This is a genomic window from Streptomyces sp. NPDC037273 (assembly GCF_055603625.1).
The window spans coordinates 540,002-553,764 of sequence record NZ_JBVJVO010000004.1 but is presented as its reverse complement, the minus strand read 5'-3'; the positions used below and the strand labels follow the sequence as shown (position 1 = coordinate 553,764).

Sequence of the window (13,763 nt, the reverse complement as noted above, 5' to 3'; positions counted from 1 at the left end):
TCTGCCTGGCGGAGGCGCGGGACGGGTACGCGGTGTGAACAGCATCCTCCTCCCGACTGAAAATTCAGTCAAGAGGATGAACGCGGCTTTACGGATTCGGCTGCTCGGCCGGTGTCAGCGGTGGTACGGGGTGTCAGAGGAAGTACAGACGGCTCAGCGACACCTGCTGCGCCGGCTCCGAGCGCATCGGCTCGCCGTCGAGGGTGACGAGACCGCTGCGCGGGTCCACGTCCACCTGCCCGAGGCGGGCGTTGCGCAGCATGTCGGCCGGGCCGATGCCCCGGGTGCCCCGTACGGCGACGCGCCTGCGCCGGGTGCCCAGGGTGTCGTACGGCGAGCCGAGGCCGCCGGATTCGGCGGCGGCGCGGCTGACGAAGGCCACCGAGAGCTCGGCCGGAGCGGCGCCGTGGGCACCGAAGAGCGGGCCGAGGACGAGCGGCTCGCAGGTGTCGGTGGCGGCGTTGGGATCGCCGGTGACGCCGTAGGCGGGGAAGCCGTTCTTGATGACCACCTGCGGCTTGGCGCCGAAGAACGGCGGCCGCCACAGGACGATGTCGGCCATCTTGCCGACCTCGATCGAACCGACCTCGTGGGCGAGGCCGTGGGCGATCGCGGGGTTGATGGTGAGCTTGGCGATGTAGCGGAGCACGCGCGCGTTGTCGTCGTGCTCGCCGTCGCCCTCCAGGGGCCCGAGCTCGGCCTTCATCTTCCCGGCCATCGCGAACGTGCGCCGGATGGTCTCCCCCGCGCGGCCCATGCCCTGCGCGTCGGAGGAGGTGATCCCGATCGCGCCGAGGTCGTGCAGGACGTCCTCCGCGCCCATCGTCCCGGCCCGGATCCGGTCACGTGCCATGGCGGCGTCGCCCGGCAGGTCCGTCTTGAGCGCGTGGACGGAGACGATCATCCCGTAGTGCTCGGCGATGGCGTCGCGGCCGAAGGGCAGGGTGGGGTTGGTGGAGGAGCCAATGACGTTCGGCACGCCCGCCATCTTCAGGACGTTGGGGACGTGTCCGCCGCCACAGCCCTCGATGTGGAAGGCGTGGATCGTACGGCCGTCCAGGACGCGGAGGGTGTCCTCGACCGAGAGGCACTCGTTCAGGCCGTCGCTGTGCAGCGCCACCTGGACGTCGTGCTCCTCGGCGACCCGCAGCGCGGTGTCCAGGGCCCGGGCGTGGGCGCCCATGTCCTCGTGGACCTTGAAGCCGCAGGCACCGCCCTCGGCGAGGGCCTCGACCAGGGGGGCTTCGTCGGAGGCGGAGCCCCGGGCGAGGAAGCCGATGTTCACCGGCCAGGCGTCGAAGGCGTCGAACCCGAGCTTCAGGGCCCACGGCGAGTTGACGCCGACGCCCCAGGTCGGGCCGATCTCCTGCCCGATGATCGTCGTGACGCCGGAGGCCAGCGACGCCTCCATGATCCGCGGCGACAGGAGGTGGACGTGGGTGTCGATCGCGCCGGCGGTGGCGATGAGGCCCTCGCCGGGGATCATCGTGGTGCCGGTGCCGACGACCACGTCGACGCCGTCGAGGGTGTCGGGGTTGCCGGCCCGTCCGATGGCGTGGATACGGCCCTCGCGGATGCCGATGGACACCTTGCGGATGCCGAGCACCGCGTCGATCACCAGGACGTTGGTGATCACCACGTCGCAGGTCTCGCGGACGGCCGCGGCCTTCAGGTGCATGCCGTCGCGGGCGGTCTTGCCGAAGCCCGCGAGGAACTCGTCGCCGTACGCCTGCGCGTCCGACTCGACCCGTACGACGAGCCCGGAGTCACCGAGCCGGACCCGGTCCCCCGCGCGGGGCCCGTGCACGGTGGCGTACTCGTGCGGATCGATGTGCCGGCTCTCGCCCGGCGCGCAGTGGTCACTGTGTCGGGTGGGCTTGCTCATCCCTCGGCCCCCTTCGCTCCCAGGTAGCCGCAGGCTGCGGCGCGCCGCAGGGCCTCCTCCTTCGCGCCCGCCGCGTCCAGCGGCCCGTCGACCAGACCGGCGAAGCCGATCGCGATCCGGCCCCCGCCCATCGGTACGAGTCCGACCTCGACGACCGCGCCGGGGTCGAACCGGGTGGACGAGCCGGCCGGGGCGGCGAGCCGCATGCCGTAGGCGGCGGCCCGGTCGAAGTCGAGGCGCGGGTTGGCCTCGAAGAAGTGGAAGTGCGAGGTGACGCTGATCGGGACGGCCGCCGCGTTGCGGACCCAGAGGGTGACCTCGGGCTCCGGCTCGGGAAGGACGTCGGTGTGCGGCAGGACCGCGCCGGGGGCGCCCTCGTTCTCCTCCACCTCGCCGAACGGCGCGCTGATGACGGCGAGCCGCGTGCCGTCGTCGAAGACGGCCTCGACCTGGATCTCCGTCACGATGTCGGTGACACCGGGAAGCACGTCGTCCGGTCCGAGGACGGTGCGCCCCCGGTCGAGGGCCTCGGCCAGGTGGAGGCCGTCGCGCGCGGCCTCGCACACGGTGTCGGCGATCAGCGCGGTCGCCTCCGGCACGTTCAGGCGCAGCCCGCGCTCCAGGCGCGTCCGCGCGAGCTGGGCGGCCGTGAAGAGCAGCAGCCGGTCCCGCTCAGTGGGCGTCAGAGGCATGTCGCCCCCCGACGCACGAGCCTGGTCACACGCATGGTGTCCCTTCCTTTCTCCGGCCAGCCGGAAGCGGGGGTGTGCCGCTCACTGTGACACCTGACTGAAATGTCAGTCAAGATCGGGGAGGTCTCGGACCGGGCACGGAAACACCCGAGGCCAGCCCCGTACTCCCCCCACATCCGGGTACGCCGAAGGCCCGGCCCGTGAGGTCACGAGCCGGGCAGGAAAATCCTGACCGGGCCTGCGAAGGCCCCGAATCGCCTCCGTGCCGCGCACGGCTCCCCCGGCACGGCTCAGGCCGAGCGCAGGGCCTCCGTCGGGGACGCGCCGGCCGCCCGCAAGGCCGGGTAGATGCCGGCGACGGCGGCGACCAGGACGGCGACCGCCGGTCCGGCGACGACCGTATAGAGGGGAATGGCGACGGGCCAGCCCTGCGCCAGCGCGTAGCCGTAGACGGCGAGGCCCCCGACGACCAGACCGCCGACTCCGCCGATGAGACCCATCAGCACCGCCTCAAGGAGGAACTGGACGGTGATCTGCCCGCCCCGCGCACCCAGCGCGCGGCGCAGTCCGATCTCCCCGCGCCGCTCCATCACCCCCACCACCATCGTGTTGGCGATGCCGACCCCGCCGACCAGCAGCGCGACCCCGGCCAGCGACAGGACCAGCCCGGTCAGCGCGCCCTTCGCCTCGGTCCGTGCCGTGAGCAGGTCGGACGGCCGGCTGACCGCGACCAGACTCGGCGTGGCCGGATTGGCGGTCGCACCGGCCACCGCCTGCACGTCGGGAACGCGCTCGGGGTGGGAGCGCAGGTACACGGTGGCCGCGGTGCCGTCCGCGCCCAGGTGCGCCACCGCCTGCGGCCAGCCGACCAGGGCCGCCGTGCCGAGCTCGGGGGCCAGGTCGTTCGGCGCGAGGATGCCCCGGACGACGTAGGACTGACCGCCCAGCCACACCCGCTCGCCCGGCGCGGTGACGCCGAGCCGCTGCGCGGCCTGGTCGCCGAGGACGGTCATGGGGAGGCGCTCGGACGCCTTGTCCAGCCACCGCCCGCTGAGCAGCTCGGCGCGCAGCACGTCGAGCAGGTTGAGCCGGGCGGCGAGCACGCTGATGCTGCCGGTCTGCTGCTTCGGTATCAGGTCGTTCCGGTAGACCTCGGCCGTGGTGGCGCCGGTCGCCGTGACCTGCCGCACGGGAGCGATGCCGGCCAGCATCTTCTCGGCGGTGGGCGGCAGCGGAACCGTACGCTGCTCGGCGTCCTTGCCCGGCGCCACGGTGATCAGGTTGGACCCCAGCTGGTCGAGCCGGGCGAGCAGGTGCGCCTGGTTGGACGAGGAGATGCCGGTCACCGCGATGACGGCGGCGATGCCCAGGCAGATCCCGAGGGCCGAGAGCGCGGAGCGCGTCCTGCGCGTCCGCGGCCCGATCATGCCGAGCCGCAGCAGGTCCATCGGGCGCAGCCGGACGCGGCGCGGGCGGGAGGTCATGAGGCGGCTCCGGCGGGGTGCGGGCGGGAGGTCATGAGGCGGCCCCAGCGGGGTGCGGGCGGGAGGTCATGAGGCGGCCCCAGCGGGGTGCGGGCGGGCGGTCATGAGGCGGCTCCAGCGGGGTGCGGATGGCGTTCGTCGAAGTCGACGCGTCCGTCGCGGATGCCGACGCGCCGGGGGAAGGAGGCGGCGAGTTCGCGGTCGTGGGTGATGACGACGACGGTGGTGCCGTCGTCGTTCAGCGCCCGCAGGAGGTCGACGACGGCCGCGCCGGAGGCGCTGTCGAGCGCCCCGGTCGGCTCGTCGGCGAGCAGCAGCGCGGGACGGCCGACCAGCGCGCGGGCGATCGCGACCCGCTGCTTCTCGCCCCCGGACAGCTGGTCGGGACGGTGCCCGAGCCGGTGCCCGAGGCCCACCTCGCGCAGCGCCTCCACGGCCGCTTCGCGCCGCCGCGCGGCGGGGACGCCGCTGTAGAGCAGGCCGGTGGCGACGTTCTCCACCGTGGTCAGGCCGGCGAGCAGGAAGAACTGCTGGAAGACGAAGCCGATCCGCCTCGCCCGTACGGCGGCCAGCTCCACGTCGGAGAGTCCGGACAGGTCACGGCCCTCGAAGCACAGCCGTCCCGCCGTGGGCCGGTCGAGCGAACCGAGCAGGGCGAGCAGCGTGGACTTTCCCGAGCCCGAGGGACCGACGACGGCCGTCAGCTCACCGGCTTCGACGGTGAGGTCGATGCCGTGCAGGACGCGCGTCGGCGGCGATCCCGGGTACTCCTTGGTGACTCCGGCGAGTTCGAGGACCGGCGCGGAGGCGCGTACGGCTCCGCCCTCGGCCGGAGGGGTCGGTGGCGTCACGTGGGGATCACCACCTGGTCGCCGCTCCTGACGTCCCCGGTGATCTGGGCCCTGGCGTCGGCGACCAGGCCGAGCCGGACGCGGACGAGCCGGGTGGTGGCGCCGGTGACGACCTTGACGCCGTAGCCGCCGCCGTCGAGGGCGAGCAGGGCGGTGACGGGGACGATGAGCGCGTCGGTCGCGGTGTCGCCGACGACGTTGACCGTCACCGCGGAGGGCCCGGCCTTCCGGACCTGGCCCTGGTCGTCCAGGACGATGGTGACGACGGTCTTCTGCTGCCCTTCGCCCGAGCCGCCCTGCGCCCCGCCCTCGCCTTCGCCGCCCGCCCCGCGGATCAGGGACCGTATGCGCCCCTTGACGGTGCCGCCCTCGGCGAGCCTGACGACGACGGAGCCGTTCGGCTTGAAGCGGGACAGCTGGTTCTCGGCGGGCTGGACGACCGCGACGAGGTCGGTGCCGCTGACGGTCAGGACCGACGTCGCGCCCAGGGCCGAGCCGAGTTGCGCGCCCACCTTGTGCACCCGGGCGGCGGCCAGCGGCAGCATGACGACGCTGCCGAGCGTGACCGTCCCGGTCTCCGGCACGCCCAGGGCCTTCTGCCAGCGCTTGACGGCGGTGGCGGTCCCCGGGGTGAACTTGTCGTCGACGGCGAGTCCGAGACCGTCGGCGTACCCGAGCCGGACCAGGTTGCGCTTCAGCTGCCGCACGTCGGGACCCTCGGCGGCGCCGGGTCCCAGGTCGCGCCAGAGCGGCCGGTCTCCGGTCATGAGGACGACGGGCCGTCCGTCGACCTCGTACAGCCGCCCGCCCGCCTTCACGACGGCGCCCGCCTCCGGGAGCGCGGTGACGGTTCCCCGGCCGGCGGCCACCACGGGGGTGATCGCGTCGTACGAGAGCGAACCGGCGACCTGGATGGCGCTGGACAGCGAGCCCTTCTCCACGGTCACGGTGCCGTGTCCGAGCGCCGGCCGCTCCGCCACGGCGCTCTCCCGCTCCCACGGCCGCGTCGCGCCCAGCGCGGCGGACGCGCCGACGGCGGCGACGAGGACCAGCGGGACGAGGACCTTCCGGCGCTTCCTGGCCGGCTCGGGGGTGAGCCCGGTGGGCTGTCGGTACTGGGGCATCGTCACTCGCCGATCCGGTAGCCGGGCAGCGGCAGCTTGCTGCACGCGGGCTGGATCGCGTCCCACTTGGCGGGGTCGAAGGACAGCCGGGGGATGACGAGGATGCCGTCCTTCGGGTCGGGGTCGGGGAGTTCGGGGTAGCCGTTCTTACGGCCGCAGGCGACCCAGGCACGGGCCATCTCGACGAACTTGCGCGAGTTGCGGTCGTTGATCTGCTGGATGCCGGGGTTCTTGGCGTCGCAGACCTTGACCGCCGCGTCGTACCCGGCGGCGGAGCCCTCGGCGCCGGTCCCGCTGGCGGGTACGAAGATGTTGCCGTCCTTGTCCTGCTGGACCTGGTTCTGTCCCTGCGCGTGCATGCAGGTGACCCAGGAGCGGCGGACCGCGTTGTCGTCCTGCGGCTTGCCGGTGCCCGAGCCGTCGTCCCCGGCGACCCGGGGGGCGGAGTCCTCGGCGGAGCATCCGCTCATCACCAGGGTCACTGTGAGGGCGGCCGCGGCCATGAGGGCCCGCCCGGTTCGACTGCGCATGTTCTGCTCCCTGCTGGTTCTCGACGATGGCGAGAGGTCGATGACGAGAGGTCGATGACGAGAGCCAGTTCTACGAAGCGTCCGGTGAGCGGTCCGTGAGCGTGCGCCTAACCGTCGGCTAACGTCCGGGCGGGCATCCTTGACCTGCGGGTTCGTGGACGGTCCGGGGACGGCGCGGACGAGTGGAGTGGGACGGGATGCGAGTGCTCATCGTCGAGGACGAGGCGGAGCTGGCCGCGATGCTCGCCGAGGGGCTGCGCGGCGAGGGGATGCTCTGCGAGGTCGCCTCCGACGGCGCCCGCGCGCTGGAGATGACGGCGGCCGCCTCGTACGACGTGCTGATCCTGGACCGGGACCTGCCGGTGCTCGGCGGCGACGCGGTCTGCCGGGCGCTGAACACGGCCGGGTATCCGGCCAGGATCCTGATGCTGACCGCGGCCGGCGCGCTGTCGGACCTCGTCGACGGTCTGGGGCAGGGCGCGGACGACTACATGGCCAAGCCGTTCTCGTACCTCGAACTCGTCGCCCGGCTGCGCGCCCTCGGCCGCCGCTCCCCCGCCGGCGGCGGCGCCACCGTGCTGAGCCGCCACGGCATCAGCCTGGACACGGTCCGCAGGGTCGCCGAGCGCGACGGGCGGCCGCTGAGACTGACGCCCAGGGAACTCGGCGTACTGGAAGTGCTGTTGGCGGCGGACGGCGCGCCGGTCACCACGGAGGAACTCAGGGACCGGCTGTGGGACGCGGCGCTCGACCCGGCGACCACGGCCGTCCGGGTCACCGTGCACGCGCTGCGCCGCAAGCTGGGCGATCCTTCGCCGATCAGCCACGACCCGGGTTTCGGGTACCGGCTGTGAGCCGCCCGGCGCGGTACCGGCTGCCGCTGCGCGGCCGGCTCACCCTGGTGACGACGTCCGTCTTCGTGGTGCTCGGCGCGGGGCTGCTCGTGCTGAACTGGCTGAGTTCGCGGCAGCTCATCGAGGAGAACCGCTCCGTCATCATCCCCGCGGTGGTCACGCCCGCCGCGCTCCCCGCCGAGCCCCTCGCACCGGTGCGGAGCGCGGCGCCCGTGCCGCCGGACACCACCCAGGCCGTGCCGACGACCCCGTCCGAGGCCTTCGAGGACTTCCGGGACCGTGTACTCGGCGACCTCCTCGTCCGCTCGCTGCTGCTGCTCGCCGTCTTCACCGCCCTGGCCGCGCTGCTGGCGTGGTGGGCGGCGCGCCGGTCGCTGGAGCGCCTGCACCGGGTGACCGCCGCCGCCCGCCGCATCGGCTCCGGTGACGCCCTCGACGAACGTCTCGGCCTGACCGGGCCGCGGGACGAGGTCCGCGAGCTCGGCGACACCTTCGACGCCATGCTCGACCGGCTCGACCGCAGCTTCACCGCCCAGCGGCACTTCACCGCCCACGCCTCGCACGAACTGCGCACACCGCTGACCCTTCAGCGCACGGCTCTCGAGATCCCGCTGGCCCAGGGCCGCGTCCCCGCCGACCTACGGCCCGCGCTCCGGCGCGCCCTCGACGCCAACGCCCGCTCCGAGCGCCTGATCGACGCCCTGCTGACCCTGGCCCGGGGCGAGAGCGCGCCGCTGACCCCGCAGCCGGTCGACCTCGCGGAGGTCGCCGGGGACGCCGTGGCGGATCTCGCCGGAGAGGCCGGGACGGCGCGGGTCCGGGTCGGCACCGATCTCGCGCCCGCCCTGGTGGCCGGTGACCCGTCCCTGCTGCGGCACATCGCGCTGAACCTGCTGTCCAACGCCGTACGCCACAACCACGCGGGCGGTACGGCGACGGTGACGACGGGCGTCCACGGGGAGCACGCGTTCGTCGAGGTCGCCAACACCGGTCCCGTACTGGACCCGGCGGACGTACCCGCCCTGTTCGAGCCCTTCCGACGCGGCGCGGAGCAGCGGGCCAAAGGCCTGGGTCTCGGCCTTGCCGTCGTCCGCGCGATCACCCTCACGCACCACGGCGAGGTGACCGCGACACCGCGCCCCGCCGGTGGACTCACCGTGCGGGTCGACCTGCCGCGCCGGACGGGACCTAGCCGCCGAGGCGGGTGACCTCGGCGTCGATGGCCTCGCGCATCAGGGTCCGGGCGTGGGAGATCTGGAGGGTGCCGCTGAGCCAGCGCATGCTGAGGCCTTCGAGGAGGGCGGTGAGGCGCTCGGCGGAGGCGGCGAGGGCGGCGGCGGGGGCCATGGGCCTGACCTGGCCGAGGAGGGCCGCGACTTCCTGGACCCAGGAGAGGGTGGCCCTGGCCAGGTCCTCGCGCAGGAGGTCGTCGAAGACGGCGCTGGCGCGGAGCTCGCCCCAGGCGGTGCTGTTCTCCCTGACCTCGGTGGAGTCCTGGAGTTCGAGGAGGAGCGTCTGGTCCAGTTCCTCGCGCGGGGTGAGCGGCTCGGCGTCCGGGTCGCGGTCGGTCGTGTAGCGCTCGGCGCGGTCGTTGATGAACTCCAGCGTCTTGCTGAGGATCCCGGCGCGGTCCTTGAAGTGGTAGTAGATCAGTGCGGTGGACACGCCCGCCTCGGCGGCGAGCTCCTCCACGCGCAGGCCGCGGACCCCGCGCCGGGCGATCACCCGGGCGGCGGCTTCGAGGATCTGAGTGCTGCGAGACGCCATGGCCCGAACCTTACCGGGCGGTCTCCTTCAGAGGAATCACGGGCCTGACGAGGGGTCGGGGCGGGCTCGGCGGCGGTGAACGGGCAACTTTCGTTGCCCCGGCATGGCCGATCGGTACTACTGGCCCCCGGGTCCGCTGTCCAAGGCTGTCCTCATGCATGACCTGCAGAAGTACGAAGAAGGTGTGGAGAGCGGTGGCCGGGCGCCCGGCCGCCGACGGGGCGGGCGGCGCCTGGGGGTGCCGGTGTTCCTGAAGGTGCTCGCGGCGGTGGCCTGTCTCGGCTTCCTGCTGATGGCCGTGCTCGGCTCGCCCGACCGGCCGCTGAGCCGGTCCGGGGACGTCATCGGCGAGCGGGAGATGGTGCGGATCACCGGACCGTCCGGGGCGTCGGCCGAGGTCCTCGCCCTGATCGACACGGGGGCGTCGGCGTCCTCGGTGGACACGGCCCTGGCGCGCGATCTGGGCTTCGACCTCGACGCGGCGCCCAGGATCACCGTGGCCTCGGCGCTCGGCCGTGAGAAGCGCCCGGTGATCGACTCCACCGTGCGGCTGTCCGGCCGGTCGTTCGTCGCCAAGCTCAGCGTCAACAACCGCTCGAAGCGCGAGACCCCCGTCCTGCTCGGCCGGCAGGAGGTCCAGGGCCTTCAGGTGGCGGTCGGGAAGCGGCTGCTGACCCAGCCGGACTCCACCGCCGCGCCGTCGGCCCTGCGCATCCTGTTCGCGAAGGCGCCGGCGATCGACCCGGTGTCGATGATGGCGCTGCTGCCGCTGGCCGCCCTGCTGATCGTGGTGCTCCGGGTGGTCGTCGGCCTCAACACGCTCGGCACGTTCAGCCCGGTCCTGCTCGCGCTCGCGTACGCGCAGACGGGCCTGCCGCTCGGCGTCCCCCTGACACTGGTGATGTTCGTGCTGGGCTTCGCCATGCAGCCGCTGCTGCAGCGCCTGCACCTGCCACGGGTGGCCAGGCTCGGCGTCCTGATCGCGGTGGTCACCTCCGGTCTGATCGCCTCCCAGCTCACCCTGGGCGGTTTCGGGCTCTCCGACTCGTGGGGGATGTCGCTGCCGGTCGTCGTCACGGCGATCGTCACCGAACGCCTGTGGGAGGTGTGGGACCTCGACGGCGTCAAGGCCGCCGCCTCGGGCGCCGCCCTGACCCTGGGCACCGCGGTCCTGGTGGCGCTGCTCCTCCTGACGCCGTACGTACGGGAGATCGCCGAGGCCGTACCGCTCCAGCTCGCGCTGGTCTGCGCGGTGTGGACGGCGATCGCCGGCACCTACCGCGGCCTGCGGCTCAGCGAGCTGTTCCGGTTCGCCCCGGCGGCCAAGGCACAGGAGGCATCGGCGTGATACGGCTCCGTGGCTGGGACCCGGTGATGGGCATGAACCTGCGCAACGCCCGGATCGCCCGGCAGAACTCGACGGCCGCCATCCGGCTCGTCAACGACAAGCACGCGACGAAGGAGGCGCTGGCCTCGGTCGGCGCCCCGACCTCCCCGACCCTGGCCCTGCTGCGCTCGCGCCGGGAGATCGCCGCCCTCGACTGGGACGGCCTGCCCGACAGCTGGGCGCTCAAGCCGAACCAGAGCCTGGGCGGCAACGGCATCCTGCTCGCCTTCGGCCGGCGCCGCCTGCACTGGACGTCGTCCTCCGGCAAGCGGATCTCCCGGGACCTGGTCGCCGACCAGCTCCGCCGCATCCTGGACGGGGACTTCTCGCCCCGCCCCACCGACTGGGCCCTGTTCGAACCCCTCATCCGGGCCCACCCCGACCTGGCCCGGCTCTCGCACCAGGGGCTGCCGGACATCCGGGTGATCTGCGACCGGGACAGGCCGCAGCTCGCGATGCTGCGGCTGCCGACCAGGTTCAGCGGCGGGCGCGCCAATCTGCACCAGAAGGCCATCGGCGCCGCCGTCGACCTGCCCACCGGCCGGATCACGCACGCGCTCGTCGGCAAGGAGCCGACGGAGACCCACCCGGACACCGGCGCGCGTCTGATCGGCGCGACCGTTCCCCACTGGCCCGAGGTCCTCGACGCCGCCCGCCGGTGTGCCGCCGCGACCGGCCTGCACTATCTGGGCGCCGACATCGTCGTCGACGCCGACCGCGGGCCCCTGATCCTGGAGGTCAACGCACGTCCCGGCCTTCAGATCCAGAACGTCACCGGCCACGGTCTGATGGCCGCCCCCACCCGGCCCGGGAGGCCCTGATGCGCTGGACCGCGCTCGTGACCAAGACCGTCATCGCCGGGGCGGCCGGCGCCTACCTCGCCTTCAGCGCGGCGGGGGCGGAGGCCCCGCGGACGGCCTCCGACGCCGTTCCGGGGCGCGAGACCCCGGCGGACGTAAGGCCGGAGACGCCGACGCCCAAGCCGACACCCACACCCACACCGACACCGAAGGCCGCATCGACGCCGAAGCCCGCGTCCACGTCCCCGGTCTCCGCCGATCCCTCTGATCCCTCTGATCCCTCGCCGGGGCAGTCCTAGCCGGCGCTGTCGTGGAGCCGGGCGTCGTGGGCCAGGATCGCCGCCTGGACGCGGTTGGCGCAGCTCAGTTTGGTGAGCATGCGGCTGACGTAGGCCTTGACGGTGCCCTCGCCCAGGTGAAGTCGCTTGCCGATCTCCGCGTTGGAGGCGCCGGTGCCGACCATCGCCAGGACTTCCCGTTCGCGGCTGGTGAGGTCGGCGATCCGGCTGACGCGGGGGTCGGCCGGCTTCTCGTCGTTGTCGAGGTAGCGGTCGATGAGGTGCCGGGTGACCTGCGGGGACACGACCGGGGAGCCGGAGGCGACCCGGCGGACCGCCTGGATGAGTTCCTGCGGGGTGCTGTCCTTGAGCAGGAAGCCGACGACTCCGGCCTTCAGGGCCCGGTCCACGTAGGCGTGTTCGCCGAAGGTGGTGAGCATGACGACGCGGACGTTCGGCGCCCGCTCGGCGATGCGTTCCGCCGCGCAGAGTCCGTCCGTGCCCTGCATCTGGATGTCGAGCATGGCGACGTCGACCTGGTGGCGGACGGCGAGCAGGGCCGCTTCGGGGCCGTCGGAGGCCTCGGCCACGACCTCGATGTCGTCGGCGTGCTTGAGCACGAGTCTGATGCCGGCGCGGACCAGTTCCTGGTCGTCGGCGAGGAGGACACGGATCACAGGGGAAGGCCTCGGGGTGTGGGGGGCAGGAGAGTCGACGAGGCGGTGATCTCCTCGGTTTCGGGAAGTTCGTCCACCTCGGGGAAGGGGACGAACGCGAGGGTGACGAACTGCAGGGCGACGACGGCCGCCGCGCCGAGGGCCATGCCGAGGGCGCCCGCGAGCCAGTGCCACCAGGTCTGTGCCGCCGATACGGGCGAGGGGCCCTCCGGCGCGGGTGTGCTCGTCACGGCGGGTCCGGCGCCGAGGGGGATGCGGGCGTCGACCGCGTAACCGCCGCCGTACTCGGGTTCGGCCCTCAGCGTGCCGCCGAGGAGGCGGATGCGTTCGTGCAGGCCGACGAGGCCGAGGTCGCCGCCGGGCAGTCTGACCGGCCGGGCCGCGGAGTGCTCGGGGCCGTTGCGCACGTCGACCCGTACCTCCCGGGACTCACGGTGGACGACGACCTGGACGTCGGCCGCCGCCGCGTGCTTGTGCACGTTGGTGAGCGCCTCGCGGATCACCCGGTCGACGGCGCGCCGGGCGGTCGGGCTCTCGCCCGTCAGGTCGTCGCCGGCCCATTCGAGCCGTACGGCGATCCCGGCGGTCCGTGACTGGGCCACGAGGGCGGAGATCTCCGCGTGGGTGCCGGTCTTCGCGGTCAGCGGCTCCGACGTGACGGACTGGGGGTCCTCGGCGCGCAGGACCCCCAGGACGTCCCGCAGTTCGGCCATCGCGAGGCGGACCGTGCTGTGCACGAGGAGGGCGCTGCGGCGGACTTCGGGGTCGCCCCTTTCGCTGGCCATCTCCAGGCCGCCGGAGTGCAGGGCGATCAGGCTGAGCCGGTGGCCGAGCAGATCGTGCATCTCACCGGCGATCCGGGAGCGTTCGCGGGACCTGGCCTGGTCCTCCGCCGAGCGGTGAGCCCGTTCCAGGAAGGCGTTGCGCTCTTCCAGGGCCTCGACGAGACGCTCGCGCTGGCCCGCCAGGGCTCCGCCGAGGCCGGGCAGGACGCCGCAGACGATGCCGGTGACGAGGACGACCATGACGTCGTACTCGAGGATCGGCGCCGGTTCCACCGCCGAGTAGGCCACCGTGATCGCCAGGGGCGCCGCCACGGCGACGGTCAGGACGAGGAGGCGGTGGTGCACGCGGGTCCAGTTCAGGCCCGCGGTGTAGGCCGTCGCTGTCAGCGCTCCGCCGGTGAGCGGCTCGAAGGCGATGAGGGTGGCGGCGACGACCAGCGCCGTCGCGGGCCATCGCCGGCGGACGAGGATCGCCGCCACCGCCCCGCAGGCCGCGCCGAGCTGGCCCGCCTGGCCGAGCAGCGCACCCTGTTCGGAGCTCCAGCTGTCCCAGTCGAGCAGGGCCAGGATGGTCGCGCCGGTGAAGGCGATCAGGGCGAGATCGGCGATCAGCGGATACAGCCGGCGTGTCATATCACTCTCCTCATGC

The 13,763-nt window shown here is 73.3% G+C and carries 14 protein-coding genes; 5 read left to right on the top strand and 9 right to left on the bottom strand.

The window, feature by feature from the left end; translation table 11 throughout:
• Nucleotides 1-133: 133 nt before the first annotated feature.
• From ACZ7G1_RS14650 to ACZ7G1_RS14625, 6 genes are all read right to left on the bottom strand, one after another.
• Complete coding sequence (locus ACZ7G1_RS14650) at nucleotides 134-1,885, bottom strand: urease subunit alpha (protein WP_470879731.1); 1,752 nt, start codon at nucleotides 1,883-1,885, stop codon at nucleotides 134-136.
• Nucleotides 1,882-2,577 (bottom strand): urease subunit gamma, encoded by a 696-nt coding sequence (gene ureA, locus ACZ7G1_RS14645; protein ID WP_470879730.1) that lies wholly within the window; start codon nucleotides 2,575-2,577, stop codon nucleotides 1,882-1,884. The genes ACZ7G1_RS14650 and ureA overlap by 4 nt, the downstream gene beginning before the upstream one ends.
• Before the next feature lie 290 nt (nucleotides 2,578-2,867).
• Nucleotides 2,868-4,061 carry an ABC transporter permease gene (locus tag ACZ7G1_RS14640; RefSeq protein ID WP_470879728.1) on the bottom strand — a complete coding sequence of 398 codons (1,194 nt, stop codon included), beginning with the start codon at nucleotides 4,059-4,061 and terminating at the stop codon, nucleotides 2,868-2,870.
• Between the two features lie 101 nt (nucleotides 4,062-4,162).
• Complete coding sequence (locus ACZ7G1_RS14635) at nucleotides 4,163-4,912, bottom strand: ABC transporter ATP-binding protein (protein ID WP_470879726.1); 750 nt, start codon at nucleotides 4,910-4,912, stop codon at nucleotides 4,163-4,165.
• Nucleotides 4,909-6,036 carry a peptidoglycan-binding protein gene (locus tag ACZ7G1_RS14630; RefSeq protein ID WP_470879725.1) on the bottom strand — a complete coding sequence of 376 codons (1,128 nt, stop codon included), beginning with the start codon at nucleotides 6,034-6,036 and terminating at the stop codon, nucleotides 4,909-4,911. The genes ACZ7G1_RS14635 and ACZ7G1_RS14630 overlap by 4 nt, the downstream gene beginning before the upstream one ends.
• 2 nt (nucleotides 6,037-6,038) lie before the next feature.
• On the bottom strand, nucleotides 6,039-6,566 hold the full coding sequence (locus ACZ7G1_RS14625; protein WP_470879723.1) for a hypothetical protein: 528 nt from the start codon (nucleotides 6,564-6,566) through the stop codon (nucleotides 6,039-6,041).
• 197 nt (nucleotides 6,567-6,763) lie between these two features.
• Here ACZ7G1_RS14625 and ACZ7G1_RS14620 point away from each other — a divergent pair, with 197 nt between their 5' ends.
• Nucleotides 6,764-7,420 carry a response regulator transcription factor gene (locus ACZ7G1_RS14620; protein ID WP_470879721.1) on the top strand — a complete coding sequence of 219 codons (657 nt, stop codon included), beginning with the start codon at nucleotides 6,764-6,766 and terminating at the stop codon, nucleotides 7,418-7,420.
• Nucleotides 7,417-8,628 carry a sensor histidine kinase gene (locus tag ACZ7G1_RS14615; protein ID WP_470879719.1) on the top strand — a complete coding sequence of 404 codons (1,212 nt, stop codon included), beginning with the start codon at nucleotides 7,417-7,419 and terminating at the stop codon, nucleotides 8,626-8,628. The genes ACZ7G1_RS14620 and ACZ7G1_RS14615 overlap by 4 nt, the downstream gene beginning before the upstream one ends.
• On the opposite strand, the gene ACZ7G1_RS14610 is transcribed toward ACZ7G1_RS14615, so the two are convergent.
• Nucleotides 8,609-9,187, bottom strand: coding sequence for a TetR/AcrR family transcriptional regulator (locus ACZ7G1_RS14610; protein ID WP_470879718.1), 579 nt, complete (start codon nucleotides 9,185-9,187; stop codon nucleotides 8,609-8,611). The genes ACZ7G1_RS14615 and ACZ7G1_RS14610 overlap by 20 nt on opposite strands.
• A 154-nt stretch (nucleotides 9,188-9,341) precedes the next feature.
• On the opposite strand from ACZ7G1_RS14610, the gene ACZ7G1_RS14605 reads away from it, so the two are divergent.
• The 3 genes from ACZ7G1_RS14605 to ACZ7G1_RS14595 are packed head-to-tail and all read left to right on the top strand — an operon-like array spanning nucleotide 9,342 to nucleotide 11,673.
• Nucleotides 9,342-10,535, top strand: coding sequence for a 7TM domain-containing protein (locus tag ACZ7G1_RS14605; protein ID WP_470879717.1), 1,194 nt, complete (start codon nucleotides 9,342-9,344; stop codon nucleotides 10,533-10,535).
• Nucleotides 10,532-11,395: a sugar-transfer associated ATP-grasp domain-containing protein gene (locus ACZ7G1_RS14600; protein ID WP_470879715.1), complete on the top strand. Its 864-nt coding sequence runs from the start codon at nucleotides 10,532-10,534 to the stop codon at nucleotides 11,393-11,395. Before ACZ7G1_RS14605 ends, ACZ7G1_RS14600 begins: the two co-directional genes overlap by 4 nt.
• Nucleotides 11,395-11,673, top strand: a complete 279-nt coding sequence (locus ACZ7G1_RS14595) for a hypothetical protein (protein ID WP_470879713.1) — start codon at nucleotides 11,395-11,397, stop codon at nucleotides 11,671-11,673. Before ACZ7G1_RS14600 ends, ACZ7G1_RS14595 begins: the two co-directional genes overlap by 1 nt.
• Here the strand turns inward: ACZ7G1_RS14595 and ACZ7G1_RS14590 are convergent.
• Both ACZ7G1_RS14590 and ACZ7G1_RS14585 read right to left on the bottom strand, forming a co-directional pair.
• Nucleotides 11,670-12,329, bottom strand: a complete 660-nt coding sequence (locus tag ACZ7G1_RS14590) for a response regulator (RefSeq protein WP_470879711.1) — start codon at nucleotides 12,327-12,329, stop codon at nucleotides 11,670-11,672. The genes ACZ7G1_RS14595 and ACZ7G1_RS14590 overlap by 4 nt on opposite strands.
• The gene (locus ACZ7G1_RS14585; protein WP_470879710.1) at nucleotides 12,326-13,747 is read right to left on the bottom strand and encodes a sensor histidine kinase; all 1,422 of its coding nucleotides are present in this window, start codon (nucleotides 13,745-13,747) and stop codon (nucleotides 12,326-12,328) included. The genes ACZ7G1_RS14590 and ACZ7G1_RS14585 overlap by 4 nt, the downstream gene beginning before the upstream one ends.
• Nucleotides 13,748-13,763 lie beyond the last annotated feature (16 nt).

Coding starts and splice junctions, on each gene's coding strand:
- ACZ7G1_RS14610 (WP_470879718.1), bottom strand. CDS start 9,187: ATGGCGTCTCGCAGCACTCAGATCCTCGAAGCCGCCGCCCGGGTGATC.
- ACZ7G1_RS14605 (WP_470879717.1), top strand. CDS start 9,342: ATGCATGACCTGCAGAAGTACGAAGAAGGTGTGGAGAGCGGTGGCCGG.
- ACZ7G1_RS14595 (WP_470879713.1), top strand. CDS start 11,395: ATGCGCTGGACCGCGCTCGTGACCAAGACCGTCATCGCCGGGGCGGCC.
- ACZ7G1_RS14585 (WP_470879710.1), bottom strand. CDS start 13,747: ATGACACGCCGGCTGTATCCGCTGATCGCCGATCTCGCCCTGATCGCC.
- ACZ7G1_RS14640 (WP_470879728.1), bottom strand. CDS start 4,061: ATGACCTCCCGCCCGCGCCGCGTCCGGCTGCGCCCGATGGACCTGCTG.
- ACZ7G1_RS14650 (WP_470879731.1), bottom strand. CDS start 1,885: ATGAGCAAGCCCACCCGACACAGTGACCACTGCGCGCCGGGCGAGAGC.
- ACZ7G1_RS14630 (WP_470879725.1), bottom strand. CDS start 6,036: ATGCCCCAGTACCGACAGCCCACCGGGCTCACCCCCGAGCCGGCCAGG.
- ACZ7G1_RS14625 (WP_470879723.1), bottom strand. CDS start 6,566: ATGCGCAGTCGAACCGGGCGGGCCCTCATGGCCGCGGCCGCCCTCACA.
- ACZ7G1_RS14620 (WP_470879721.1), top strand. CDS start 6,764: ATGCGAGTGCTCATCGTCGAGGACGAGGCGGAGCTGGCCGCGATGCTC.
- ureA (WP_470879730.1), bottom strand. CDS start 2,577: ATGCCTCTGACGCCCACTGAGCGGGACCGGCTGCTGCTCTTCACGGCC.